Origin of the sequence: Segatella copri (assembly GCF_015074785.1) — a bacterium.
Taxonomy (GTDB): domain Bacteria; phylum Bacteroidota; class Bacteroidia; order Bacteroidales; family Bacteroidaceae; genus Prevotella.
The window spans coordinates 3,219,744-3,244,394 of record NZ_CP042464.1; the positions used below are offsets into that span (position 1 = coordinate 3,219,744).

Consider the following 24,651-nt stretch of genomic DNA (forward strand, 5'->3'; position numbering starts at 1 on the left):
GATTGTTGTTTGTTTAAAATATAACTTCATAGTTTAACAGCTTATAGGTATATAAAATGTTTTTTACTTACTATTTTGTTAATTGGTTTATGGCTGCAAAGATATGTCGTTTTTCGTAAAGTGCAGTTAAAATTTGTATCTTGCGTGTTTTAAAATGTTTCATGTACAATAAAACAGACATGTTTAGGTAAAAAAAAGGGGATTTGCAGCCGCAAATCCCCTTTATACTTTATTATATATAGACATTTTAGTATTCGTACAGCTTGATGTGGAGAATTTTATTATCGTCACATGAGATGCGGGCATGGCGTCCCTGGTGGTCCTGGTCGCCGTTGTCACGGCGGATAAACTGTAATTTGCCGTTTTCGTCTACTAGAACCTGGTCAACATATCCGATACCGATACGCTTGCCTTTGAAAGTAGCGGTTTGTTTCTTTGTTTCGGTTCCACCGTTGTCAGCAAATCCGTCCTCACCGAGTTTCTTTTCTTCAGCTTGCGCTTTTTCAGTCTTGCTTTGGAAGACTACGACAATTCCATTACCTGCTATGATGTATTCGTTCTTGGCGAGTTTCAGAATCAATCCGCCGCCTTCAGGCCATTTGCTTCCATCTGTAGCACGTGGATCCCATGGTAGCGTGAAGAAATGACGGCAAGTCATGGTGATATCTCCATCTTCGATGATGCGTTCTTTGTCTTTCTGGTCGAAGAGTAATCCCCAGTTTTTTCCCTTTCCCTGATGCTGGAGCAGGATAGGAGAGAGTTGGTCGATAACCTTATATGAACGTCTGAGACTGTTCTTCACCTTGTAGTTAGCTTCATCGAGAGCAAACGGACTGAAGCTGATAGCATCTGTTTCACCAAAGGTATAGTAAGCCTTTGCGCCGCTATTGATATCGCACTTCACTTCTGGAGTGAAGAAAGGATTGTCGGCACGCTTGTATTTCTCTACCCATCCCTTGTAACCGGTATCATAGATGTCTGGTGCAAAGATGTCGATACTTGGTGCACCGCATTTCCAGATATTAATCAGATGGGCAAGTGGTCCGGCAGAAGGATATTCGCCTGGTTTTCTGCCACGGCTGTTCATTGCAGCATTTACATACATCGGAATATTGTAGATGGCTTTGCCTGCTGAGGCTAGCTGCTCTACATACTTGGCATAATAATATGCTTGGAATTTCTCGTCAGCATAACGGCCTGTTCCGAAAACTTCTGCCCATGTACCTTTCTTCTTGAGCTTGAGTGCCTTGAGCAATGGAGCAGGAACGGGTTGTCTGTAAGCTTTTTCAGCAAGAGGAGAGTGGTCGCGGGCAGATTCTAGCATGCCGATTTCGTTTTCTACCTGCATCATGATAACGGTATTCTCCTGACTGTCAACTGCTTTAATGTGCTTCATCAGTTCGCAGAATGCTCGCTTGTCTGCTTGAAGCAGGTTATCGCTGAAGGCTGTGCATATCTCTAATGGCTTGCTGTTCTCTGTGAGTGAACGAGGGAAACGCTTGGTGTTTTCCTTTACCCATAGTGGAGCATAGCAGCTCATGGAGTTCTTCCAGGCACCGAACCATAGGAAGACAATCTTCAAGTCATGCTTACGGGCTGTTGTAATGATGCTGTCTACAAGTGCAAAATCATATTTGCCCTCATTAGGTTCTACAAATTCCCAATATGCAGGAACGAAGACGGAGTTGACTCCGCTATTCTTCATCTGTTTCAATGCTTTCCTGATGTCGGCAGGACTCGTTGCGGCTGAGTTGCTCAACTCACCAGCCAGGAGAAGCATCGGCTTGTCATTGACAACAAGCTGGGTTGCAGAGCCTTGCTTCTGCAGTTTCACTCCAGCTTGTATGTTGATGCAGCATAATAATGCAAGAAAAGATAATACAATCTTATTCATAGATCTTCATTTTTGAAAAGGTTTGAAAATACTTGAGACAGGTATTGCGCCATTCCTTTGCATTCTCCAACTGTACATTGAGCAGAGAGTCTGTATGTTGCCATTCCTGCTCATGCCCCTTCATATACTGCTTGGCTGAGGTATGCCAGAAATCGCGGTAAACTTCTACCATCGCTACACCCATGTTGTACTTCATGCAGAGTTCCTGCCAGAGGGTGCTGCCTGATTTCATCTTGTAAGTCCAAGGCACATGGTGGAACCAGAGAAGATATTCTTCAGGACAGGTCTTGATGTTATCATACAGACTGCGATATGGTTCTGGGTACTGACCAACGGCATCTGTACCTTTGGATGAGCGGTCGAAACCTACACCCTGAGCATCTGCCTTGTGATAATAAACCGGACACCATTCCAAAGGATAACTTGCGATGAAACCATCTGGCTCCGGACCGTAGTGGTGGTCGAACTTGAAGATATGATGTAAGCCCAAAGGCATCATATAGTTGACACAAGCTTCACGTGAGGTCATCATCATCATCTCTACAGGTTTGGTGAACTTCTCGTCCTGGTTTTCGTAGGTCTGTACGAGCCATTCATGAGCAATCTCTTCAGCTGTAAGTGAAGGATTCCATGCCAATCTGCCGAAAGCATACCAGTTAGCCTGAGAGAACGGATGACCGCACCAGTTGGCATCATCACCGATATTGGCTACACCTGAGATTCCAACCAGTCTGTCTGGATTAACAAAGCCAAAGAATTCCTTCCACATAGGAGCGAGATAGGTGAGGTGCTTAGACTGACCAAGATATTCCTGGGTAATCTGAAGTTCTGCTATCTGAGGAGTCTGTTTGATGTTGTCGAAGATTGGAGCGTATGGTTCACGTGGCTGGAAGTCGAGCGGACCATTCTTTGACTGTAGGATTACATTGTCACGGAACTTTCCATCCATACCTTTGAATTCGCTGACAGCTTGCTTTACACGGTCTTCTCCCTTATGGTTAGCACCATATACAAAGCTTCGCCACATGATGATGCCTCCGTATGGTTTGACGGCGTCGGCAAGCATGTTGGCTCCATCGGCATGTGTGCGGTGGTAATCGCCAGGACCAGGCTGTCCTTCAGAATTGGCTTTTACGAGGAAACCGCCAAAGTCTGGGATGGTAGCATATATCTCCTTTGCCTTCTTCTTCCACCACTGCTGAACCTTCTTATCCAGTGGGTCGGCAGTCTTGGTATAGCCCAATGCCATAGGCGAAGCGAAGTTGATGCTGAGGTATACCCGGATGCCATAAGGACGCAGAATGTTGGCGATGACTTTCACCTTATTAATATATTCAGCCGTCATCATCTTTGGCGATGCGTTTACATTGTTGAGTACGCTGCCGTTGATGCCCAAAGAGGCGTTGGCACGGGCGTAGGTGATAAGACGGTCGTGCAGACTCTTACTGATGCTGCCGCCCTTACCGTTTTTGCCGAGTTTGATTTCTTCCCATTTGAAGATGCTCTTTCCGGCATAGCCACGTTCGATGCTGCCATCGAGATTATCCCAATGGTTGAGGATGCGGAGACCCACTTGTGGCTTCTCGGTCTCATCAATAGCTTTGCTGAAGTTCTGCTGATTACCGCTACCTGTGTTGTAGGCATCAGTGTTCTGAAGTCGAATTAACTCGTAGGCACCATAGAGCAAACCGATAGGATTGCTGGCGGTGATAGTTGCTTCGTACTGAATGTTGTCGCCTTGCTGTGCAGGACGGGCGTAGATGTTATAGCCCTCGCCCAGGTTGAGACTCTTGTCTATCTTGAGCTCAACATTCTTGCCACGCCAGTTGTTTTCTAACTCCTGCTTGGCAATCTTGGCTGTTGCATCATCAGGCAACTGTGAGATGACTTGGCATGAGTTAGCATACTGCTTTCCGAGCCATAACTGTGAACCATCACTCTGTGCAGAAACATGGAGTGATGTAAGTACCGTAAATAATAAAATGAGGTATTTCTTCATATCTTTCCAGATCGTTAGTTTGTATTATTATTGTTTCTGCTGCAAAGATACGAAAAAATACCTTATTCTCTTCTATTTGTTGTTTATTTCTCATTTCTCTTTGTTTCAGCATACTCGCTAGGCGACATGCCATAGTGTTTTTTGAACACGGTAGAGAAGTGGGTCTGGTTGTTGAAACCTACAGAGTAGGCTACCTGCGTGATATTAATCTGCCCCTCTTCGATGAGTCGTGCCGCCTGTTCCAGTCGGAGGTTACGGATAAATTCTCCGGCAGAAACACCAGCAATCTCCTTCAGCTTACGGTGGAGCTGTGCGCGGCTGATGCCTACCTCCTCGGTAAGTTTCTCTACATTGAGGTCGGGATCGGCAAGGTGGGCGTTGATATATTTCATCACGCGTTCCATCAGGGCATCGTTGTTGCCCTTTACCTGAATCTGCTCAATTTTCGCCTTCTGACCCTGTGCTCCGCTGTATTTGCCGCGGATACGTCGCACATTATCCACCAGGTTGTCGATAAGGATATGCAGCTCTTCCATGTCGAAAGGCTTTGCCAGGAAAGCATCGGCTCCTCTGCGAAGTCCCTCCAACCGCTGTTCCACCTCGCTCTTCGAGGTGAGCAGGATGACTGGAATATCGCTGATGTTGCTGTTACTCTTGATGTTCTTGAGCATGGTGATTCCATCCATCTCCGGCATCATCACATCGCTTATCACGAGGTCGTACTTGCCGGTGAGCAGCATCTTCAAACCTTCCTTGCCGTTGCAGGCATGCTCAAAGCGGTACCAGTCGCTCAGTTCTGTCTTGATGTATTGGGCAATCTCGCTGTCATCGTCAACTATCAGGATATTGAAGTTGCGGTTAGCCTGTACTTTCTTTTTGGTAATCTCCTGCTCCTTCTTGTCTTCTTCTTCCAGTATCTCGCCTGGCTGCAGATGGCTGTTGCCCAGCGGAATGCTTACTTCGAAGCAGGAACCCTTGATGCCGTCGGTACGGTTGTAGGCCTTGATTTTGCCTCCGTGCATTTCTACAAATGCCTTACAGAGGTTGAGCCCGATACCGGTTCCTTCGATATGGAGACCGCTGCTGTTGTTTCCCTGATAGAAACGTTCGAAGAGGCGGTCGGTCTTCTCTTCTTTCAGTCCGATGCCTGTATCTTCTACCCTGATGATGGCATTCTTTTCGTCTTTGCCTATGATAACAGTAATCTCGCCGCCATCAAAGGTATACTTCATGGCATTGGAGAGCAGGTTGGAGATAACCTTGTCGAAGTTGATGCGGTCTATCCAAACCTTCAGCTTGTCTTTATCGCTGCTGAGGCTTTCGTCTTCTTTGAGCGAAAGGGTGATGTTGCGCTCCTGTGCATTGAAGCGGTAGAGCGATACGATGCCATGCAGGAAATCCTTGAGCGGAGTCTCCTGGCAATGGAGATGCATCTGGTTCTTGTCTATCTTTCGCTCATCAAGTATCTGGTTTACCAGAAGCAGGAGGCGCTGGGCATTGCGGTCGATGGTATCGATATCCTGTTTGCTTTCGGCATCTGTTAATCTTGTTTTCAGCTTGTTGAGCGGCCCCATGATTAATGTCAGCGGCGAGCGGATATCGTGGGTAGCATTGATGAGGAACTGCATCTTGGTCTCTTCCAGGTCTGCCTTGCGGCGGCGCTCGTATGTGTAGATGACATACAGGATGACGCTTACTATGATCAGGATATAGAGGAGATATGCCTCGGGTGATGCATACCAAGGGTCGCATACCTTGATGTTGATGATGGTAGGATTCTTGGAATATCTGCCATTGCTGGTAGCTCTCACCTCCAGCGTATAGTCGCCCGGTTTCAACTTGTTGAATGCTACGGCATTGGCTCCCTCATTGGTGCTGTTCCATTTGCCGTCGTTGATGCGGTATTGGAAACTGATATTGTCGGTGTTCCTGTAGTTGAGCAGCGAGAACTCCAGAGTGAATGAATTCTGGGAGTAAGGAATGCTGAAGTCTTTGACCATACAGTTGATTGGCTTTCCGTCGATGATGAAGTTGGTGAGATGTACATCTCCCAGTTCCATCTTCTTGGCTCTGACAACGTCAGGATAGAAGGTTGTGATACCATCACTGGTTCCGAAGGCGATAAGGTCGCTGGCGGTATGCATGGAAGAGCCCAGCACGTACTCACGGGTAGTAAGTCCGTTGCCGTTGATGTGCCCGATAAACTGTCTGTCCTTCTGTTCATACTGCCAGATGCCCATGGTTGTACTTACCCACAAGTCACCCTTCCTGTCTTTGATGATGCTGCAGACCTGCTTGCCTTTCAACGCTTCTGCATGAGGGAAGTTCTTCGTCTTGTTGCTCTTTCTGTCAAACAGATAGAGTCCTTCTTCCGTACCGATGATAATATCGCCGTTCTTTCCTTCGCAGATACCATTTGCCTGTCTGTCTTTCAGAATATTGTGCCATCCGAAATCCTTGAAACTGAGTGTTCGGGTATTGAGACAGGAAACTCCATTAGAGGTTCCTATCCATAAATGGCCTGTATGGTCGAGCGCCATGCTTCGCACCCAGTCGTTGCAGAGAAATCCTTTATCGCCTCTTTGCTGCATATTCAGAACGGTAACCTTGCCGCTTTCCACATTATATATATATAGGCCTTTGCTGTATACAGAAATGTAGAGGTTGCCCTGTGCATCGTCGGTCATACAGTAGATGCCGGCGCTGGTAAAGGTGAGTTTCTGCTGGTATGTACCTGTATGAGGGTTGTAGCTGTAGAGTGCGCTGCCATTGCTGATCCAGTAATCGCCACGTCGGTCTTTATAGATGATGCAGGTACCGGCAGGTGACTGGGGATGGGCGATAATCTTGCCTGAAGCGTCAAAACAGAACACACCACTGTTCTGTACCGTACACCATGTTTCACCATTCTCGCCTTGTGCAATAGATGAAACGCTGCTTCCGATGATGTAGTTCTGTGCCGAAAAGCTCCAGCTGTTGAAAGCCTGCTGGCGCTGGTTAATCAGATACAGACCTTTCTTGTAACAGCCTATCCAGAGATTGTTGTCCTTATCTTCGATGATATCGTTGACGAAGGCGGTAGCCAGATTGAAACTGCTGTTGCTGTTCTCCAACTGTTCTACCCTGTTGCTTCCCTTTCTGATCATGAGAACACCATGTTCAGAGGTACTGATATAAAGGTTGCCTTCGTGGTCGAAGGTAGCATTGTTGATGGTTACATTATTCTGATAACCGCCAAAGTCGTAGCCGGCATCAGCGATGCGGCCTGTCCGGTAATCATAATAGACGATGCCATACATGCAGACGATGAGCATGGCCTGCGGACGATGCTGGATGAAAGCCACAGGTGCTCCGCATGGCGATTTGAAGTCTTTGCGCTGCACCTTGCCTTGTTTCTTGATGAAACGGGTAAAGATAGAAAGGTGGCTACTCTGCCAGAGATAATGATGCTTATCTTCATAGATATGAGTAAAGAATACATCAGAATCGCGCTCAGCGTATTGCCTTTCCTGTCTGATAGCGAAAAGATGATCGGTTCCTTTCCGGGTATTTCTGTCTTTTACAGAATAGAGACCATATCCTGCTGTACCCAGCAGGATATCGCCATTGTGACTTTCTACCATAGAATAGATACGTGGCTTTCTGCCATCAGGAAACTGGAGACGGGCGAAATCGTTCGTCTCATAATTATAGCGCATCAGTCCCTTGGCACAACCTATCCACAGATTACCTTTCTTATCTACCAGCAGGTCGGAGATAATGTTGTCGGTAATGGAGGTTGTGTCTTCTTCGTTGTGCAGATAGTTGGTAAAGCGGTAGCCGTCAAACTTGCTGAGTCCGTATTCGGTTCCCACCCAGATATATCCGTATTTATCCTGCACCATGCAGTTGATGAGCGAACTTGACAGTTTGCCCGATATGAAAAGTTCACCACTGTCTGCCCATACCATGAGCGAAATGATGATAGCCATAAATGCCGTGAGGCAATGTTTCGTATATTTCATAAGTTTCAGTTTGTTGCTTGTTTAAAATAGGTTGTTACGGCTGCAAAAGTAACAAAAAACAATGAAAGAAACAAATTCTAATGCAACAAAATGTTTCATTTCTTTTTGTTTCTTTATCTTTTTGCGCTCTTTTTGCAAGTATGAAACAAATAGAAAAGTAATGGTAACTATTAAATGCCTGTTATTTCATTACTTATTAGTAAATTTGCATCGTCAACAACAATAGAAACATTAAAAGCATCATAATAACAATGAATAGACAAGCAATCAAAATCTTATCGCTGGCGCTCGTATTGGCTACGTCAGGTTCTGTAGCTTTTGCTCAGAAGGTATGGAAAGGATCTTGGGCTACTGCAGTGGAATGGACTGGTAAAGGAGATATGCCTAAGGAAAGCTTGAGCAACCGTTCTTGCCGGCAGATAGTTCATGTATCTTTTGGCGGAGAGGAACTCAGAGTGAAGCTCAGCAACGAGCAGAGTAAGGAGCCGGTAGAAATCAAATCGGTGTATATTGCAGATACCGATAAGGACAGCAACTGGTTTGTGAATGGTAAGACGGTGAAGTATCTTAAATTCAATGGCAAGAAGAATGTAACCATCGCTCCAGGCAAGGCTATCTTCTCAGATGATTTGAAATATGCCTTGAAGAGTGGACAGCGCCTTACGATTACCATCGACTATGGCAAGCAGACTCCAGTGAATGCAACATCCCATCGTGGTTCACGTACCACATCTTATATAGTAAACGGTTTGCATCGTACTCCTAAACCGATGGATAAGAGTTTTGATGATGGCGAGGAGGTGGACCACTGGTACAATCTTTCCGCCATTGATGTGAAGACCGATAAGGCTACCCCTGTGGTAGCTATCCTCGGAAACTCTATTACCGATGGCCGTGGAAGTACTACTAACCATCAGAACCGCTGGACCGATTTCCTCTCGGATGCTCTGAATGCAGAGAAGCCATACGGCGTATTGAATCTCGGAATCGGTGGCAACTGCGTGGTGCAAGGTGGATTGAGCGAACCAGCCATGAAACGTTTCGACCGTGATATCCTGGGACAGGCTGGTGTAGATAAACTCATCATCTTCGAGGGAACCAACGATATCGGTTGCTGCGGCGAAAATTATGAGCATGTAACAGATACCCTGATTGCCTGCTACAAGGTGCTGATAGCGAAAGCCAAGGCAAAGGGAATCAAGGTGTATGGCGGAACCATCACCCCAACCAAGGGAAACGGCTGGTATTCTTACTGGCATGAGGCGATGCGACAGACCGTGAACGAATGGATCAGAAAAAGTGGTGCCTTCGACGAGGTCATCGATTTCGATGAGCTGACTCGCGATCCGAAAGACCCTCAGCGTCTGAAGGCTGAGTATTCTGACGACTGGCTGCATCTCAATCCGAAGGGATATGAGGCAATGGGCAAGTTTGCCGCAGAGAAATTGAAGTAAATATATTATATGCATCTTTTATGTTATATATATAATAAGGTGTAAATTTAATGACAGAATAAAATATGGAACAGACATCTGTAACACAGGAATCTAAGGGATTCTACAAACTGAATTGGCTACAACGCATCGGATTCGGATCTGGCGACTTGGCGCAAAACCTCATCTACCAGACCATCTGCATGTATCTGTTGTTCTTCTACACCGACATCTATGGACTTAATCCTGGTGTTGCTGCCACCATGTTCTTGGTGGTTCGCTTGGTCGATGTACTCTGGGACCCATTGGTGGGAACTTATGTAGATAAGCATAATCCACGTTGGGGTAAGTATCGTTCATATCTCGTCCTGGCGGGTTTGCCACTCACCGTACTTGCCATCCTCTGTTTTTGGAATGGTATGGAAGGACAGACAGAAACCATCAAACTTATCTATGCCTATGTAACATATGTAGGCTTGTCTATGCTTTATACATTGATCAATGTGCCTTACGGAGCCTTGAACTCTTCGCTGACTCGCGATACAGACGAAATAACCATTCTTACCTCTGTACGTATGTTCATGGCAAATGTGGGTGGACTCTGTGTATCGGCAGGTGTTCCAATCCTGGTAGCGATGCTCGCTGCAGCCAAGGATCTTCCTATCGAAATGGCGCTCTTCATGGGCTTGGGCTCTTTGCCATCTTTCATCTTTATGCCACTGGTTCCTGCCATCAAGAAAAAGGTGGGCAAGAAGAATATGTTCTATATCTTCCTTACTGTGGCTATCGTGGGTATGGTGATGCTTTATATCATCAGCAAGATGGGACCTGTAAAGGATCATATCACGCTGGTTTATATCGCTCAGTTCATCAAATCAACAGGTGTAATCGTAGCTACAGGATATATGTGGGCTCTGATTCCGGAGGTTATCTCTTTTGCAGAATATACCAGCGGCAAGCGTATTGCCGGTATCGTCAATGCCCTGACCGGTATCTTCTATAAGGCAGGTATGGCTCTGGGTGGCGTTATTCCTGGTGCAGTTCTTGCATGGACCGGTTATCAGGCAGCAGCTGCTCAGGAGAGCAACTCTCTTCCTACCGACAGTAATGCTTGGTTTGTTGCCATGCTGATTTTTGCCCTGGTAGGTTTCGCCCTTCTGGTATTCTGCTTTACCCAAACCAAGGAACGTGTGGTAATGGATGAGAAGGAAACCAAGAATGTAAAGGTGAGCGACCTGTGGACAGAATTTTTCCACAACCGTCCTCTCCGTATCGTGGCACTCTTCTTCATTACAGCCTTTGCCATGATGTCGGTAGGTAATGCTGCCGGTGCTTACTTCATGAACGATTTGGAGCAGCAGACTCCTCTGGGACAGGAGGGTATCCGCTGGCTGGTATGTGTGATTCCTGCCATCTTGTTGGGCTTGGCGATGTTCATCATCTCTAAATATGAGTTGACCGATGAGGTTATCGACGACATCAACAAGAAGATTGAGGCCCGACACAAGGAAGAAAACTAGAGACTATAATTATTAACGAGAAAAATAGATATAAGATATGAAAAAGATCACAACTCTGGCACTGGGGCTGATGCTTGCTTCAACAGCTTTCGCTCAAAAAGCGAACTCAGCAGCTCAAATCCCAACATTCCAGGAAACTATGGGTAAGTACTTCCTGGTAGGTGCTGCCGTTAATACCGATTTGCCTAATGGACAAGACCCTGCAGGTGAGGAAGTAGTGAAGAAACAGTTTAACCAGGTAGTTGCCGAAAACTGTATGAAGGGTGAGAAGAATCATCCGGAGGTGAATCGCTTTGATTTCACTGATGGCGATAAACTCGCTGACTGGGCAGAGAAGAACGGCAAGACCTTGATAGGGCATTGTCTGGTTTGGCATTCTCAGCCACCTAAGTGGATGTTTACCGATGCTAAGGGTAATCTGGTAAGCCGTGAAGTGCTCATTGGCAGAATGTATAACCACATTATGAATGTGGTTACTCATTATAAAGGTAGAGTAAAGGGATGGGACGTAGTGAACGAGGCATTCGAGGATGATGGCTCTTACCGCAAGTCTTTGTATTATAAGATTATCGGTCCGGAGTTCATCGAACTGGCTTTCCGCTTTGCTCATGAGGCTGACCCTAACGTAGAACTCTACTACAATGATTATTCTACTTCGAAGCCAGCCAAGCGAGAGGCTATCTGCAAACTGGTTCGCGATTTGAAGGCGAAAGGTCTCCGCATCGATGCAGTAGGTATGCAGAGCCACAATGGTTTTGATTATCCTGACTATGCTGAGTATGAGAAGAGCATCGAGGCTTTTGCTGGTGAAGGCGTGAAGGTGATGCTGACGGAGTTGGATATGAACATGCTTCCTAATCCGGAAGGATTCGGCGGAGCGGAAATCAGCCAGAAGTTTGAACTTCAGAAAAAGTACAATCCATACGTGAAGGGACTTGACAAGAAGGCGCAGAAACTCTTCAATCAGCGTTATCTTGACCTCTTTAAGATTGTAGAGCGCCATAAGGATGTTATCAGTCGTGTTACCTTCTGGGGTGTCAACGATGGTCACTCTTGGTTGAATGGCTGGCCTATCCCTGGCAGAACCAACTATCCACTGCTCATCGACCGCAACAACAATGTGAAGCCAGTGGTGAAGGAAATCGTAAAACTCTTTAAATAATAAACAACAATGAAAGCAAGATATTTGTTCCCAAAGGATTATATGGCAGACCCATCTGCCAATGTGTTTAACGGTCGCCTGTATGTTTACCCATCTCATGACTGGGATAGCGGCGAAAGCTTCGACGATGATGGCGGTCACTTCCAGATGAAAGACTATCATGTTCTCTCTATGGACGATGTGATGGAAGGTGAGGTAACCGATCATGGTGTGATTCTCGATGTGAAGGATGTGCCATGGGCTGAGAAGCAGATGTGGGACAACGATGTTGTAGAGAAGGATGGCAAGTACTATCTCATCTTCTCTGCCAAGGATTATAATGGCGTGTTCCATCTCGGCGTGGCTGTGGCTGATAAGCCAGAAGGTCCTTTCATTCCGAATGCCGACCCAATCCGCAAGTCATACAGCATCGACCCTTGCGTGTTCAAGGATGATGATGGCAAGATTTACTGCTACTTCGGTGGTATCTGGGGCGGTCAGCTTCAGTGGTACAAGGACAACAAGGCACTGAAGGATGAGCATCTTCCAGAGGACAAGGAGAATCCGTTACCATCTCGTGTAGCCATGATGACGGATGATGTGCAGCAGTTTGCTGAAATGCCAAAGCCTGTTGTCATCGTTGACGAAGAGGGTAATGTATTGCCAGCTGATGATCCACATCGCTTCTTCGAGGCCAGCTGGATGCATAAGTATAAGGGCAAGTATTACTTCAGCTACTCTACCGGTGATACTCATTATCTCTGCTATGCTGTAGGTGATAATCCTTATGGTCCGTTCACTTACAAGGGCGTCATCCTGGAACCGGTAGTAGGTTGGACAACCCATCACAGTATCTGTGAGTACAAGGGACAGTGGTATCTCTTCCATCACGACTGCGTGCCATCTAATGATACAACCTGGCTTCGCAGCGTAAAGGTGGCTCCTCTCTTCTATGACGAGGATGATAACATCTTGCCGGTTCAGCCAGAATAAGAGTATTATACGTTTTAGTTGACTTTTAGGTTTATAATAGTTTTGATAAATAGTTGATATATAAGTTAATGTTAGTTTGGAAGATACGGCATCTTCGTGAGGAGATGCCGTTTTTACATATATGCCTTTTCTTTCTTTTCTTCTCTTTCTGTTTTCTTTTGCTTTTCATCTAATGTTATTTTTAAGTTATTTCTATCATTTTGTAGGAGATTTCGGATATTTTTATTTACCTTTGTGCCCGTAAATCATAAAAGAATAATTTATGTTGAGATTACTTTTAAGGCTTTGGTGGTTGCAGCAGCGCCGTAACTTCCATAAGAGAGATGCCTTCGTGGCGTGCTACATCATCTTCCTGTATGTGGTGATGGGCGTGAGCTTCTTTCTCAGCTTCACCGAGAATGGGGGAGAACTTGGGGGCGAAGACATGCCTGCCCTGTTGGGAGCCGGTATCGTTGTCGGTATGCTGATTCCAGACATCATCATGAAGATGGTGATGAAGCGGGATATTACGGCAATGGATGATTACGTGAAGTCGCGCCCTGTGCCAGAGAAGATCTGGAACAAGTTCCTGCTCACCACCAATCTCGTGAATTTCTGGAACTATGTGCTTCCGGTGCTTACGCTTCCGGTGTTTATCTATTTCCTGTCTGTAGGTCAGGTTATTGCCAGCTTCTTTCTGTTTCTGGCGTTTTCTTATATCAACGGCATCTATATCACCTGTTACCGCAAGGCTACGGAGTGGATTCTGAAATGGCCTTTGATATTGGGATGGATGGGAATGTTTGCCGTGCTGATAGGGTATATGTTTGTGGCTTCCTTCTTCCCGGTATGGATGGGATGGATAGGTCTCTTCTTCCTTGCCGGAGCGGTATTCGCCGGACTTACCGTCTATCTCTATCACGAAAAGATTTATAACGAGCAGAAACAGAAGGTTTCCAGGTTCCGTGGTTTCAGCCATATCAACCTCTTCAGTCTGCAATATATCGGCACATTGAGAGCAAAACGTGTCCGTACGATGGTGATTATGATTACTGCTATCTTCCTTTTCGATGCCTATCTCTTTGCCTTGCTCCCGGCAGAAGCGGGACAGGAAACGGGGGACAAGGTGGCTATGACTACCCTCTATGTGGCTGGTGCCATCCTGCTGCCATCGGTGGTGTTGTCGCAGTGGACCTTTGGCATCGAGGCAAACTTCTTCCATGGTTTGATGACCAAGCCTGTCAAGGTTAAACAGATGCTGCAGAATTGCTTTTATTATTATATGGTGGTGAGTGCTGTCGCTTTGTTGCTCACCCTTCCGTTCCTTTTCCTGCAGGCAGGAATCGGAATCCAGGTGCTTATCAGCGGTTTCTGTCTGGCAGTATTCATCAATCTCTTCAATCTGCCTACGGCACTCTTCTCTTCCCGTCTGGAGATATTCCAGACTTCCATGTTCAGCATGCAGGGAGCGAATCTGAAGATTAATCTTTATGCCATCGCCTTTCTCTTCCCGCTGGCTGGTGTCTGTGCTGTCTATTATTTCTTCGGTGAGACGGCATGGTTTATCACCTGCGTAACGCTGGCAGTCATCAGCATCGCCATCCACAAATGGTTCATCGCCAAGATAGCTGCCATCTTCGAGAAGAACAAGTATAAGCGTATGGAGAAGTTCATGGAAAGCTAAGTAAACATTAAACACTACACATTAAACATTAGAATAATGGATATTAAGATTCAGAATCTCAAAAAAATATATAATGGCAATACCGTACTCGATATTGATAATCTGGGTGTTGCAAAGGGCGAGCTGATAGGACTCGTAGGTAATAATGGTGCGGGCAAGACCACCTTGCTCCGTCTGATTCTCGACCTGATTCAGGCTGATGATGGTTTCGTGGAAAGCAATGGACAGAAGGTGAACGAGAGTGAGACCTGGAAGGAATATACCGGCAGTTACATCGACGGCAGATTCCTCATCGACTTCCTCACCCCTGAGGAATATTTCGATTTCATCGCTGATGTTTATCACATTGACGATGAAACCCTGCAGGAGCGATTGGCTCAGTTTGAGGGCTTTATGCACGATGAAATCATGGGAACCAAGAAGTATCTCCGCGATTTCTCTCAGGGCAACCGACAGAAGATTGGTATCATCGGAGCGATGATTATTAATCCGAAGGTTCTTCTCCTGGATGAGCCGTTCAACTATCTCGACCCATCTTCTCAGATGACTATCGCCCACATGATTCAGCGCATCTGCAAGGAGCAGGGCACCACGGTCATCATCTCCAGCCATAACCTCAACTTCGTTGCCGACATCTCCACCCGCATCCTTCTGCTGGAGAAAGGCAAGCTGGTGAAGGATCTTCCTAATGCCGATGGTGCTGCCATCGCTGAACTCAACGAGTACTTCGGTATTCAGGCGGAATAAACTTTTTCCGTTAATATTATACAAATTCCATGATATGATTTGTATAATTATCGTTAAATGCTTACCTTTGTACCCAAACGAAGAAAAAAAGAATCAATGAGCAAAGGAAAATTAGCAAAGTTTGCGGATATGGAGCGTTTCGAGAACGTGTTCCAGTATCCATATAGTGTTGTAGATGACGTGCCTTTCGATATGAAGGGCAAGTGGCGTGAGATGTATTTCCACAATGATAACCCTATCGTGCTGGAGTTGGGATGCGGCAAGGGTGAATATACCGTGGAACTTGCCAAGCTCTATCCTGAAATGAACTTCATCGGTGTGGATATCAAGGGCGCACGTATGTGGACCGGTGCCAAGAAGGCGATAGAGGAAGGACAGAAGAACGTGGCTTTCCTCCGTACCAACATCGAAATTATCGACCGCTTCTTTGCCGAGGATGAGGTGCAGGAAATCTGGCTCACCTTCTCTGACCCGCAGATGAAGAATCCTCGCAAGCGTCTTACATCTACATACTTCATGAACCGTTATCGCCACTTCCTCGTGGATGGTGGCATCATCCATCTGAAGACGGACTCCAACTTCCTCTTCACCTATACTACTTATATGGTGGATGGCAACCATCTGCCTGTGCTCTTCCGCACAGAGGACCTCTATCATCAGGAGGGTATCGACGAGGAAACCCGTAAGATTCTCTCTATCCAGACCTATTATGAGAGTATGTGGATAGAGCGTGGCTTGAACATCAAGTATCAGAAGTTCGCCTTGCCACGTGAGGGCGAGTTGGTGGAACCTGATATTGAGATTCCGCTGGATGATTATCGCAGTTATCGCCGTGATAAGCGAAGCTCAAAGGATACAGCGAAGTAGATTTCTACAATGATTTGAATAAGCTTCCGCAATGCTTTGAATGCCTTTCCTCAAGTGTTATTGGCGTTTGAAGAATGCGTCATAAGTATCTGAAAGAAGTAACTGAAGTTGTTCGGAGATACAATAGAAGTTGTTGGAACAGTAAGTATCTCGAAGCGCACAACAGTTGATATGCGGTCGCACATCAGCTGTTGTGCGCTTGTCTTTCAGCTGTTGTGCATGCGTAGAACAGCTGTTGTGCGGCTTTTTAATGGAAATTCTTATTGATTGTCTTTGTTAATCAAGTTGACGACTACTTTTACCATTACATCTTTTTCCTCAGTTCTGCTTTCTGCAATCATCAGAGTCAGGGCAACTAGTGTGTTGTCGGCAATTCTCTTATGTCCATTTTCTGCATACAGAATGCCATTTTTCTCCATAAACCAAAGAAAAAGCATGGCCGCAATTCTCTTGTTGCCATCGCTGAATGAATGGTTTTTTACGACAAGGTAGAGCAGCATGGCTGCTTTTTCTTCTACCGAAGCGTAGAGTTCTTCACCACCGAAGGTTTGGTAAATCTGACCTATGCTGCTCTTGAATGAATCATCCTTCTCATTGGCAAACCATTTACTGCCTCCAAACTTTTCTTTCAAAGCATTGATGGCTTCCATTGCATTTTCGTAGGTGGCATGGAACGGCTCGGCTTGAGTCGTCTTGTCTATGAGTAATGTCTGATAATCATATTTGTCGAGAGTATCCAGGGCATAAACATAGTCGCTGATGACATTGAACAGTCCGTTATATTCGCCCTCGGATACTTGATCTTGCAATGTAATCGCACGTGACATCAAACGAACCACTTCTTTCAGTTCGTTGTAATTGTCTAGGCGTTTCTGGTTGATGGCATAACCCTTGATAATGTATTGCTTCAAGATAGAGGTTGCCCAACGGCGGAAAGAGGTCGCATTCTTGCTATTCACTCTGTACCCTACCGAAATAATCATGTCAAGATTATAATAAGGAATATCACGAATGATTTGTCTCTTACCCTCAAAACGAACCTGTGCATTTTTTGCACAAGTTGACTTTTCGTCTAGTTCTTGACTCTTGTAAATGTTGCGAATGTGTCGTGTAACAGATGTTCTGTCAACAGCAAACAATTCTGCCATTTGGCTTTGTGTAAGCCAAACGGTATCATTCTCTAATTTTACATTCAGCTCTATGTTGCCCTCTGGGGAACGATAGATTTCGATGGAAGAATTTCTCTGCTCCATACCTTTCATTATTTAAATGTCCTTACACTAGTACCCAACTTTTGGATAATTCGGCAAAGATACGATAATTATCTGATTCCTACAAGGTTTTCGAGTATTTTTTCTTCTTTTTGATGAAATTTGCGAAAGATTGAAATGGAAGGAATGTTTTGTTTTTGATTACTTCCAGATTAAATATCAGGACTAGTCTTAGGTTAAGGATATGTATAGTATGTTATGTTCTTCCTATACCTTTTGTTAAATCCGGGAATAATCTTGTTGAATTCAAGAAAAAAAGGTGGAAATGCTTGGCGTTTCCACCTTATTTTATTATATTTGCAGCAAGTTTTTGAAGAAATGCAGTATTCTCAGGGACTGCATGGAACTGACGAAACGACTAAAAGAACAGAAAAGTAATAACTAACTAGATAAACGACAAAATGATGAACTACAAGAAATTGGCTCTTACCGTTGCGGCTGGAGCGATGGCAACAACAATGATGGCGCAATCTGCACCAAAATTGAATGCCAACAACATCGACGAAGTAATCAAGGCGATGACCTTGGAAGAAAAAGCCCAGATGCTGGTGGGCGGTGGTAACGATGGATTCGTGGGCAGTGGCGCTATGCTCGGACATCAGAAGAAGTTCGTGCCGGGTGCTGCGGGTACTACTGTAGCCATCCCTCGTCTCGGCATTCCTACTACCGTTCAGTGTGATGGTCCTGCCGGTGTTCATATCGATGCTCATCGCCAAGGTGACAGCCGTAGCTACTTTGCTACCGGTTTCCCTATCGGAACCTGTCTGGCTTCTACCTGGAACACTGACCTGGTACGCAAGGTGGGTGAGGCTATCGGTAACGAAACCCTGGAGTATGGCTGTGATGTTGTGCTCGGACCGGGTATGAACCTGCATCGCAATCCGCTCTGCGGCCGTAACTTTGAGTATTATTCTGAAGATCCAATCGTAACGGGTCTTATCGGAACCGCCTTTGTACAGGGTGTGCAGAGTCAGGGCGTGGGTGTAAGTGCCAAGCACTTTGCCGTGAACTCTCAGGAAACTGACCGTACCAAGGTGGATGAGCGATTGAGCCAGCGTGCTCTCCGTGAGCTGTACCTGAAGGGTTTCGAGATGATGGTTCGCAAGAGCAATCCTTGGACTATCATGTCTGCCTATAATAAGATTAACGGTGTTTATGCCCAGGGCAACAAGGGACTCTTGACCGATATTCTCCGCAACGACTGGGGATATAAGGGAATCGTGGAGACCGACTGGATTGGTAAGCGTGCCGACCTTCCGCTGGAACAGGAAGTAGAGGCTGGCAACGACCTGATGATGCCAGGTTATCCAGCTCAGGTGCAGGATATTGTTGATGCAGTAAAGAATGGCAAGCTGGATATCAAGGATGTGGACCGCAATGTTCGCCGTATGCTCGAATATATCGTGAAGACTCCTCGATTCAAGGGATATAAATATAGTGGTGAGCCAGACTTGAAGGCTCATGCTGCCATCACCCGTCAGAGTTCTACCGAGGGTATGGTGCTCCTGAAGAATGATGCCGCTCTTCCTATCCAGGGCTTGAAGACCGTGGCGCTCTTCGGTGTCAACTCTTACGACTTCATGTCGGGTGGCCTTGGCAGTGGAGCAGTTAATGTAGGCTATTCTGTAGATATGGTTACCGGTTTGAAGAATATCGGCGTGGCAACTACTCCTCAGCTTACGGAAATCTATCAGAATTATGTGAAGTATGCCAAGGCTAAGTTGAAGGCAGACAAGAATCCGATGATGTGGTTCCTGGATCAGGGTCAGCCAAAGCTCGATGAAATCGAGATTACTGAGCGTTGTGTAGCTGGCGAGGAGCCAAAGGCAGACGCTGCTATCATCACCATCGGTCGTCAGGCAGGTGAGGGAATGGATCGCCAGATCAATGGTGAGTTCAACCTCAGTCAGATAGAGCAGGATATGATTTTCCGTGTATCTGATGCTTTTCATGCCAAGGGTAAGAAGGTGATTGTCATCATCAACTCTGGTTCTGTGATGGAGACTGCCAGCTGGAGAGACCGTGTGGATGCTATTCTCGTAGCTTGGCAGCCAGGTATCGAGGGCGGCAACTCTGTAGCTGATATCCTGACTGGTAAGGTGAATCCATCGGGTAAGTTGACCATGACCTGGCCTATCGCTGCTACCGATCATCCTTCTACAGCCAACTTTGCCAAGGATTACGATATGTATACCTACAAGAATCTGCTGGATTGGAGCAAGGGTAATATCAAGGGTTACGATTATAGCAACCACGAGGAGGATATCTACGTAGGTTATCGCTACTTTGATACCTTCAAGAAGAATGTGGCTTATCCTTTCGGTTATGGCTTGAGCTATACTACCTTCGAGTTTGGCAAGCCATCAGTCAAGGCTAAAGGCAACAATATCGAGGTTAGCGTAACTATCAAGAATACCGGTAAGGTTGCCGGCAAGGAAGTTGCTGAGGTTTATGTTACCGCTCCTAAGGGCGCTTACGAGAAGCCAGCCAAGGAACTCAAGACCTTCGGCAAGACCAAGTTGCTGAATCCAGGTGAGAGCCAGACTTTGAAGATGACCCTCGAGAAGCGTGATCTTGCCAGCTTCGATGAGGCCAACAGTCAGTGGAAGGTAGATGCAGGTAACTATCTCTTTAAGGTAGGTAGTGACGTAGAGAACATCAAGGGTACTGCTACATTGAAGGTGGCAGAATACACCGAGAAGACAAGCAATGCCTGCGCTCCTAATGTTCAGTTGAACTATCTGAAGCAGAATAAATAATTCGTGGTTTGTGCAAAATGAAATAGATTAAACAGAAACGCCTCTATCTCCGAAAAAGAGATAGAGGCTTTTTTATTGTAATTCCGTTGTAAGGAATTGACCACACAGCGCACGCAGATAGTTCGCTTTTATTCTAGCATTGTTCGCTTACCTCTTCATAGATTTTGCGGCATCTGTTTTCCTTCATTTTATTCTTTACGCCAACGGCTATCATATCCTCTACGGTCGGATGCCCAGTTCCATTTACAGATGTTGCGTGTTCACCATTATATCCCTCGGTGCAATGGGTGAGGTCGTAGGCAGGAGCTAAATGCCAATGCCATTTGCCATCGCTCTCTTTCTGAACCAAGAAAGAGAAGTTCTTGCAGTGGTCGTCCTTGTTGTCCATTATGTAATTAAAAACCATGCGGCGGAACATCTCTTCTACATCCTCTTGGCTCTGAGTAAGATAACCAGTAAGCGCCAAAAGGTTGAGATAATCGAGAATGGGGTTGGAAAGGGAAACGTTGAGCAAGGCTCCAGCTGTGGCTACGTGAATGCGTTCGCCTGTTGGAGAAATGTCGAAGCGACGGCAGGCAAAATACTTGTTGTTTAACAGTTTGAAGTCGGGTACTTGGATACCACATTGCTTGGCTATCTTATTATAATGATACTCTTGCTTTCCCATATCTTGTGGGTCATAGGTATGGCGAAACTTGACCAACCAATGGCCATCCTCATTTGTGAAAATGGCTTTCGGGCGACAACCGCCACTATTACCACTATTATATAATAGCAAACCAGCGTCATTATCCTGTTGCTCCTTCAATACTTCCAAGGCTTTGGCTTGTAAAAGGTCAAAGTCCTCAATCTCGTGTCCAGTCTGGATAGAAGTTATAGGTTCGTAGGTCAATGCGCCCATACCTCCATTGCCCACGATGCTCAGTCGGTCGAGAGCAGATAGCTCAAAGTCGTTGATGCCCTCTTTTAGCAAGGCTTTATGCAATAGGTATCTACCATATCCATCGGGAAGGCTGTCTTCGAAGATGCCAAAGTTCCCGTTGAAAGGGGTGGCTTTGGCAATGAAAAGACCAGGCTTCAGTGGCAATTCCAACGGAGATATACTAAAGCCAGATGCCAACCACTGATTGTCATACTCGAATGTGCATACTTTTCCATCGGCACTCAATGACAGTGTGCCGACTTTCTCCTGGTGATATTTCACGGCTAAAGATTCTATATGTTTCATTGTCTGTAAGCCTTTTTCTTGTTAGCGTTTCTTTTTATCTGTTGCAACTCCTCCATGGTGGAGTACTTGGGTTGCGAGAAGACGTTCTTGATTTCTGAGGTGTAGTCCAACGCTATGGCGATACCAATCAGATTTTTGAGGGAGATGAGGCCTTTTTGCTCGAATCTGGTGATGTTGCTGACGGCAACGCCTGACTTGTCTGCCACTTGCTCACGTGTCAGATTCTTTTCTATTCTTCGTTTTCTGAAGTCGTTTGCCATCTCCTTTGCAATCTCATCAGGATTGTCGTGGAGGTAGCTGTCTAATATTGCTAATATATTATTCGTTTCTTGCATAATCATTGGGATAATAATAAGATATTATCAGTTGCAAAGATACAAATAATAATGTTATGTTCCAAATAAAAATCAACTAAAAAAGTTAAAATCCCTTATAACCTTGTCTCTTATCCTTAAAAGCAAAGAACTCCCATCTCTGAAAAGAGACGGGAGTTCTTGTTTAGAAGGAATACTGGGCGGAAATCATCAGTTCGCGAGGGCGAAGATAATAGCAGTCGGTCAATGTACTGATGCCGCTATAGATGGTTTCCATATAATTCTTCTTATTGAATAGGTTTCGAAGCTCTGCTGAAAGGCGGAGCTTTTTCATTCTCCAAACTGCAGAGGCATCGCCAAGGAGGGTGTTAAGATGGCTGCCCTCTTGCAGTTCATTGCGATAATGTACGAGCGAGAAGGAGAGGTCCACATGGCTGATGGTAGCGGTGGCAGATATGCTTTGGCGCCAATTAAATAACGATGACTTCGCCATTTTTTGACGTTTCGAGTTGTAAAAAGAGAATTCTCCCTCATAGCTAAAGGCGCACCAGGACGGCGAGAAGTCGATGCTAGGCTTTACAGTATAGTTGTCGGCGGTGTAGCTGATGGCTTTGCCGCTGCTGTATTGCTCACCCTTGCTGTAGTTGTAACTGCCCTCCAGGCGGGTCTTCAGATGAAGGTCGTAGAAACCCTTGGAGATATAGAGCGAACCTCCGATGTCGTTGCTCTTGCTGTCCTGCTTATATAATGAGGTATAGTATTTGCCATCCACGATGCGTAGGTCGGATGCCGTGTTCATCCAGTTTTTGCTGGCATTGACCGATGCGCTGAAGAAGATTTCCTTGATAGGGCGCTTGTAGTCGTAACTCAACTTGCCATAAAGAGAGCGAGTTATCGGAATGATGTCGCTCGAAGTGTACCAAGAACGATAACTTTGACGATATTGCTTCATGGCGTAGTTGGTGGCATTGCCTGTTCCTGTACTGTATCCTGTGTAGATAGTCAACTCTCTACGGAAATCCAATTTCTTATATAAGTAAAGGTAGGGTGATACGGTAAGTAGAGTCTTCTGTGGATAGGTGAAGCGTTCCCAGATGAAATCGGGAGAGAACGACATACGGAACGTCTCGGTCTTGTATTGCCAGTAAGGGGTGAACTTCCCTGTGATGTTAAGGCTGTTTTGACCGATTTCATCGTGACTATTTTCGATGAATCCGTTGTTTTTGCCGATTTTATCGCTTCTTTCCTGATATTTCGCATAGATGTTGTTGAGGTCGATACTCATTCTATATTCCTGTGTCCAGTGGAAGCGATTCTTCATCCACTGTAAGGCGTGGGCTGTATGCCAAAGGTTGGTGCGGATGCGATTGCGCTCGTCGTTAACGTAGAGGTCCGCCACACCATGGTGATAGTCGGCAGTGCTACGCCAGGAGAGTTGGCTCTTCTTGAAGACGAAGAGACGGTAGATACTTGCCGAGAGGTCGAGCTTTGGGATGCGGACACGTTGGGTAAGCGTGTCGTTGATGTTTGACAAACCGTCGCTTTGTGCTGCGCTGAGGCTGATGCTCTCGTTGCCATAATGCTCAGCCTTGTTTACCTTGTTCTCCCATTGCAGATTGAAGGCATCGCTGATTATCGTCTTGTGGTTGTGCTCCGTGGTAACTGTGGGAGCTTCGCCGCCGAGGTCGTAGATACTCATGTTCTCTCGCTCTTGTCGGGTTACCGTACGAAGATAGTTGGCTTCTATGCGAGTCTCTGCATCGTCCTTGTTCTTCTTGATATGGTTGATGGAGTATTTTTGCGAGGTGTTGAAGCGCAGGCGTTCTTCGTCAATAGGAGCGTCAAGCGATGGTACTGATATCCATGATGGAAGGGAGGCAGGAGCCAGACGATTGCTGTAAGATGCGAGTTGGTTAAGTGCATAGCCGAGATTTTTACCTGTTCTGTCGTATTCTGCATCATACATCATCTGTTTCTTCTTGCCAATTTGCATGATATTGATGCTTCCGCCTACGCGGGACGGATGCCCTACGAGCATGTAAGGCTTGAGGGTGGACATCAGTTTGTTGCGAGCACTGTCTTTCAGGGCGATGTTCATCGCTACATTATCCGTAAAGGTCTTGTTCTGGAGCGCCTTGATAGGCTGGTCATGCTCGATGACTTCGGCCTTTTTCACATCTTTCGCCTTGATGTTCTCCTCTAGTTGGTTATATTTGCCACCGGTCAGGTCGAGACCTTCCACAGTGAATCGGTTGATGGGCTTACCATTGTAGTTGATACGACCATTCTTCTCTATATCCACGCCTGGCAGCTTTTTCAGTACATCTTTCAGTGAGTTATCTCGTTCGTTGGCAAAGCGGGTGAGGTCGAAAGATATGGTGTCTCGACCCGTGATGCGAGAGCCTTTCACCTGTACTTCCTTCAAGACAAAAGCTGTTGAAGCCATACTGATGATGGTTTCTTTTCCCGATGAAACCGCCTTTTTTTGCTTTTTATAGCCCATGTAGGAAACTTGCAGCATATCGCCAGTTTGCTTTTGTGCTATGGGAATCAGGAAAGTTCCGTCTTCCTTGCTGCGTGTAAACTTCAAGGGCTTTCCATTGCGCAGCAGTGTAACCGATACGTTGGTCAGACGGTTGTGTGTAAGTGAATCTTCCACATAACCGCTAATCTTCTCTTGGGCAAACGCATGGCACGCCACGAACAGAATAGTGAAAAGAACTATTATTTTCTTCATCTTTTTTCTCTCTTTTCTATTTTACCTTAGACACTTATCTTGCTGATGTCTTTAAGACGCTTGTCTGGCAAAAATGTAAAC

15 protein-coding genes are annotated in these 24,651 nt (G+C 45.8%); 8 read left to right on the forward strand and 7 right to left on the reverse strand.

Annotation, left to right across the window (positions count from 1 at the left end; genetic code table 11):
- Positions 1-247: 247 nt before the first annotated feature.
- The 3 genes from FO447_RS13265 to FO447_RS13275 all read right to left on the reverse strand — a co-directional run bounded on the left by FO447_RS13265 (position 248) and on the right by FO447_RS13275 (position 7,897).
- Positions 248-1,894 (reverse strand): DUF5597 domain-containing protein, encoded by a 1,647-nt coding sequence (locus FO447_RS13265; RefSeq protein WP_200756747.1) that lies wholly within the window; start codon positions 1,892-1,894, stop codon positions 248-250.
- A complete protein-coding gene (locus FO447_RS13270) occupies positions 1,887-3,893 on the reverse strand; it encodes an alpha-glucuronidase (RefSeq protein ID WP_200756749.1) in 2,007 nt (668 codons plus the stop codon). The genes FO447_RS13265 and FO447_RS13270 overlap by 8 nt, the downstream gene beginning before the upstream one ends.
- Before the next feature lie 83 nt (positions 3,894-3,976).
- On the reverse strand, positions 3,977-7,897 hold the full coding sequence (locus FO447_RS13275; RefSeq protein WP_200756751.1) for a hybrid sensor histidine kinase/response regulator transcription factor: 3,921 nt from the start codon (positions 7,895-7,897) through the stop codon (positions 3,977-3,979).
- 251 nt (positions 7,898-8,148) lie between these two features.
- On the opposite strand from FO447_RS13275, the gene FO447_RS13280 reads away from it, so the two are divergent.
- The 7 genes from FO447_RS13280 to trmB all read left to right on the forward strand — a co-directional run bounded on the left by FO447_RS13280 (position 8,149) and on the right by trmB (position 16,261).
- Positions 8,149-9,351, forward strand: coding sequence for an SGNH/GDSL hydrolase family protein (locus FO447_RS13280; RefSeq protein ID WP_200756753.1), 1,203 nt, complete (start codon positions 8,149-8,151; stop codon positions 9,349-9,351).
- A 65-nt stretch (positions 9,352-9,416) separates the two neighbouring features.
- Complete coding sequence (locus tag FO447_RS13285; RefSeq protein ID WP_200756754.1) at positions 9,417-10,850, forward strand: MFS transporter; 1,434 nt, start codon at positions 9,417-9,419, stop codon at positions 10,848-10,850.
- A 37-nt stretch (positions 10,851-10,887) separates the two neighbouring features.
- Positions 10,888-12,012 (forward strand): endo-1,4-beta-xylanase, encoded by a 1,125-nt coding sequence (locus FO447_RS13290; RefSeq protein WP_234699009.1) that lies wholly within the window; start codon positions 10,888-10,890, stop codon positions 12,010-12,012.
- A gap of 9 nt (positions 12,013-12,021) precedes the next feature.
- On the forward strand, positions 12,022-12,984 hold the full coding sequence (locus FO447_RS13295; RefSeq protein ID WP_200756756.1) for a glycoside hydrolase family 43 protein: 963 nt from the start codon (positions 12,022-12,024) through the stop codon (positions 12,982-12,984).
- A gap of 262 nt (positions 12,985-13,246) precedes the next feature.
- A complete protein-coding gene (locus FO447_RS13300) occupies positions 13,247-14,647 on the forward strand; it encodes a DUF5687 family protein (protein WP_200756758.1) in 1,401 nt (466 codons plus the stop codon).
- Between the two features lie 36 nt (positions 14,648-14,683).
- Complete coding sequence (locus FO447_RS13305; RefSeq protein WP_153112300.1) at positions 14,684-15,394, forward strand: ABC transporter ATP-binding protein; 711 nt, start codon at positions 14,684-14,686, stop codon at positions 15,392-15,394.
- A gap of 96 nt (positions 15,395-15,490) precedes the next feature.
- Positions 15,491-16,261 carry a tRNA (guanosine(46)-N7)-methyltransferase TrmB gene (trmB, locus tag FO447_RS13310; protein ID WP_022121261.1) on the forward strand — a complete coding sequence of 257 codons (771 nt, stop codon included), beginning with the start codon at positions 15,491-15,493 and terminating at the stop codon, positions 16,259-16,261.
- 260 nt (positions 16,262-16,521) lie between these two features.
- Here trmB and rhuM read toward each other — a convergent pair whose 3' ends face one another.
- Positions 16,522-17,523, reverse strand: coding sequence for a virulence protein RhuM/Fic/DOC family protein (gene rhuM, locus FO447_RS13315; RefSeq protein ID WP_144154584.1), 1,002 nt, complete (start codon positions 17,521-17,523; stop codon positions 16,522-16,524).
- Positions 17,524-17,936: 413 nt separating this feature from the next.
- Here rhuM and FO447_RS13320 point away from each other — a divergent pair, with 413 nt between their 5' ends.
- Complete coding sequence (locus FO447_RS13320) at positions 17,937-20,291, forward strand: beta-glucosidase (protein WP_200758595.1); 2,355 nt, start codon at positions 17,937-17,939, stop codon at positions 20,289-20,291.
- A gap of 133 nt (positions 20,292-20,424) precedes the next feature.
- On the opposite strand, the gene FO447_RS13325 is transcribed toward FO447_RS13320, so the two are convergent.
- From FO447_RS13325 to FO447_RS13335, 3 genes are all read right to left on the reverse strand, one after another.
- Positions 20,425-21,519: a type II toxin-antitoxin system HipA family toxin gene (locus FO447_RS13325; protein ID WP_200756760.1), complete on the reverse strand. Its 1,095-nt coding sequence runs from the start codon at positions 21,517-21,519 to the stop codon at positions 20,425-20,427.
- Positions 21,516-21,854 carry a helix-turn-helix domain-containing protein gene (locus FO447_RS13330; RefSeq protein WP_200756762.1) on the reverse strand — a complete coding sequence of 113 codons (339 nt, stop codon included), beginning with the start codon at positions 21,852-21,854 and terminating at the stop codon, positions 21,516-21,518. Before FO447_RS13330 ends, FO447_RS13325 begins: the two co-directional genes overlap by 4 nt.
- 163 nt (positions 21,855-22,017) lie before the next feature.
- Positions 22,018-24,570 (reverse strand): carboxypeptidase-like regulatory domain-containing protein, encoded by a 2,553-nt coding sequence (locus tag FO447_RS13335; RefSeq protein WP_200756764.1) that lies wholly within the window; start codon positions 24,568-24,570, stop codon positions 22,018-22,020.
- Positions 24,571-24,651: the final 81 nt, after the last annotated feature.

Excerpts from the sequence above, each read along its gene's own strand:
- FO447_RS13265 (WP_200756747.1), bottom strand. The coding sequence starts at position 1,894 with ATGAATAAGATTGTATTATCTTTTCTTGCATTATTATGCTGCATCAAC.
- FO447_RS13270 (WP_200756749.1), bottom strand. The coding sequence starts at position 3,893 with ATGAAGAAATACCTCATTTTATTATTTACGGTACTTACATCACTCCAT.
- FO447_RS13275 (WP_200756751.1), bottom strand. The coding sequence starts at position 7,897 with ATGAAATATACGAAACATTGCCTCACGGCATTTATGGCTATCATCATT.
- FO447_RS13280 (WP_200756753.1), top strand. The coding sequence starts at position 8,149 with ATGAATAGACAAGCAATCAAAATCTTATCGCTGGCGCTCGTATTGGCT.
- FO447_RS13285 (WP_200756754.1), top strand. The coding sequence starts at position 9,417 with ATGGAACAGACATCTGTAACACAGGAATCTAAGGGATTCTACAAACTG.
- FO447_RS13290 (WP_234699009.1), top strand. The coding sequence starts at position 10,888 with ATGAAAAAGATCACAACTCTGGCACTGGGGCTGATGCTTGCTTCAACA.
- FO447_RS13295 (WP_200756756.1), top strand. The coding sequence starts at position 12,022 with ATGAAAGCAAGATATTTGTTCCCAAAGGATTATATGGCAGACCCATCT.
- FO447_RS13300 (WP_200756758.1), top strand. The coding sequence starts at position 13,247 with ATGTTGAGATTACTTTTAAGGCTTTGGTGGTTGCAGCAGCGCCGTAAC.
- FO447_RS13305 (WP_153112300.1), top strand. The coding sequence starts at position 14,684 with ATGGATATTAAGATTCAGAATCTCAAAAAAATATATAATGGCAATACC.
- trmB (WP_022121261.1), top strand. The coding sequence starts at position 15,491 with ATGAGCAAAGGAAAATTAGCAAAGTTTGCGGATATGGAGCGTTTCGAG.
- rhuM (WP_144154584.1), bottom strand. The coding sequence starts at position 17,523 with ATGAAAGGTATGGAGCAGAGAAATTCTTCCATCGAAATCTATCGTTCC.
- FO447_RS13320 (WP_200758595.1), top strand. The coding sequence starts at position 17,937 with ATGAACTACAAGAAATTGGCTCTTACCGTTGCGGCTGGAGCGATGGCA.
- FO447_RS13325 (WP_200756760.1), bottom strand. The coding sequence starts at position 21,519 with ATGAAACATATAGAATCTTTAGCCGTGAAATATCACCAGGAGAAAGTC.
- FO447_RS13330 (WP_200756762.1), bottom strand. The coding sequence starts at position 21,854 with ATGCAAGAAACGAATAATATATTAGCAATATTAGACAGCTACCTCCAC.
- FO447_RS13335 (WP_200756764.1), bottom strand. The coding sequence starts at position 24,570 with ATGAAGAAAATAATAGTTCTTTTCACTATTCTGTTCGTGGCGTGCCAT.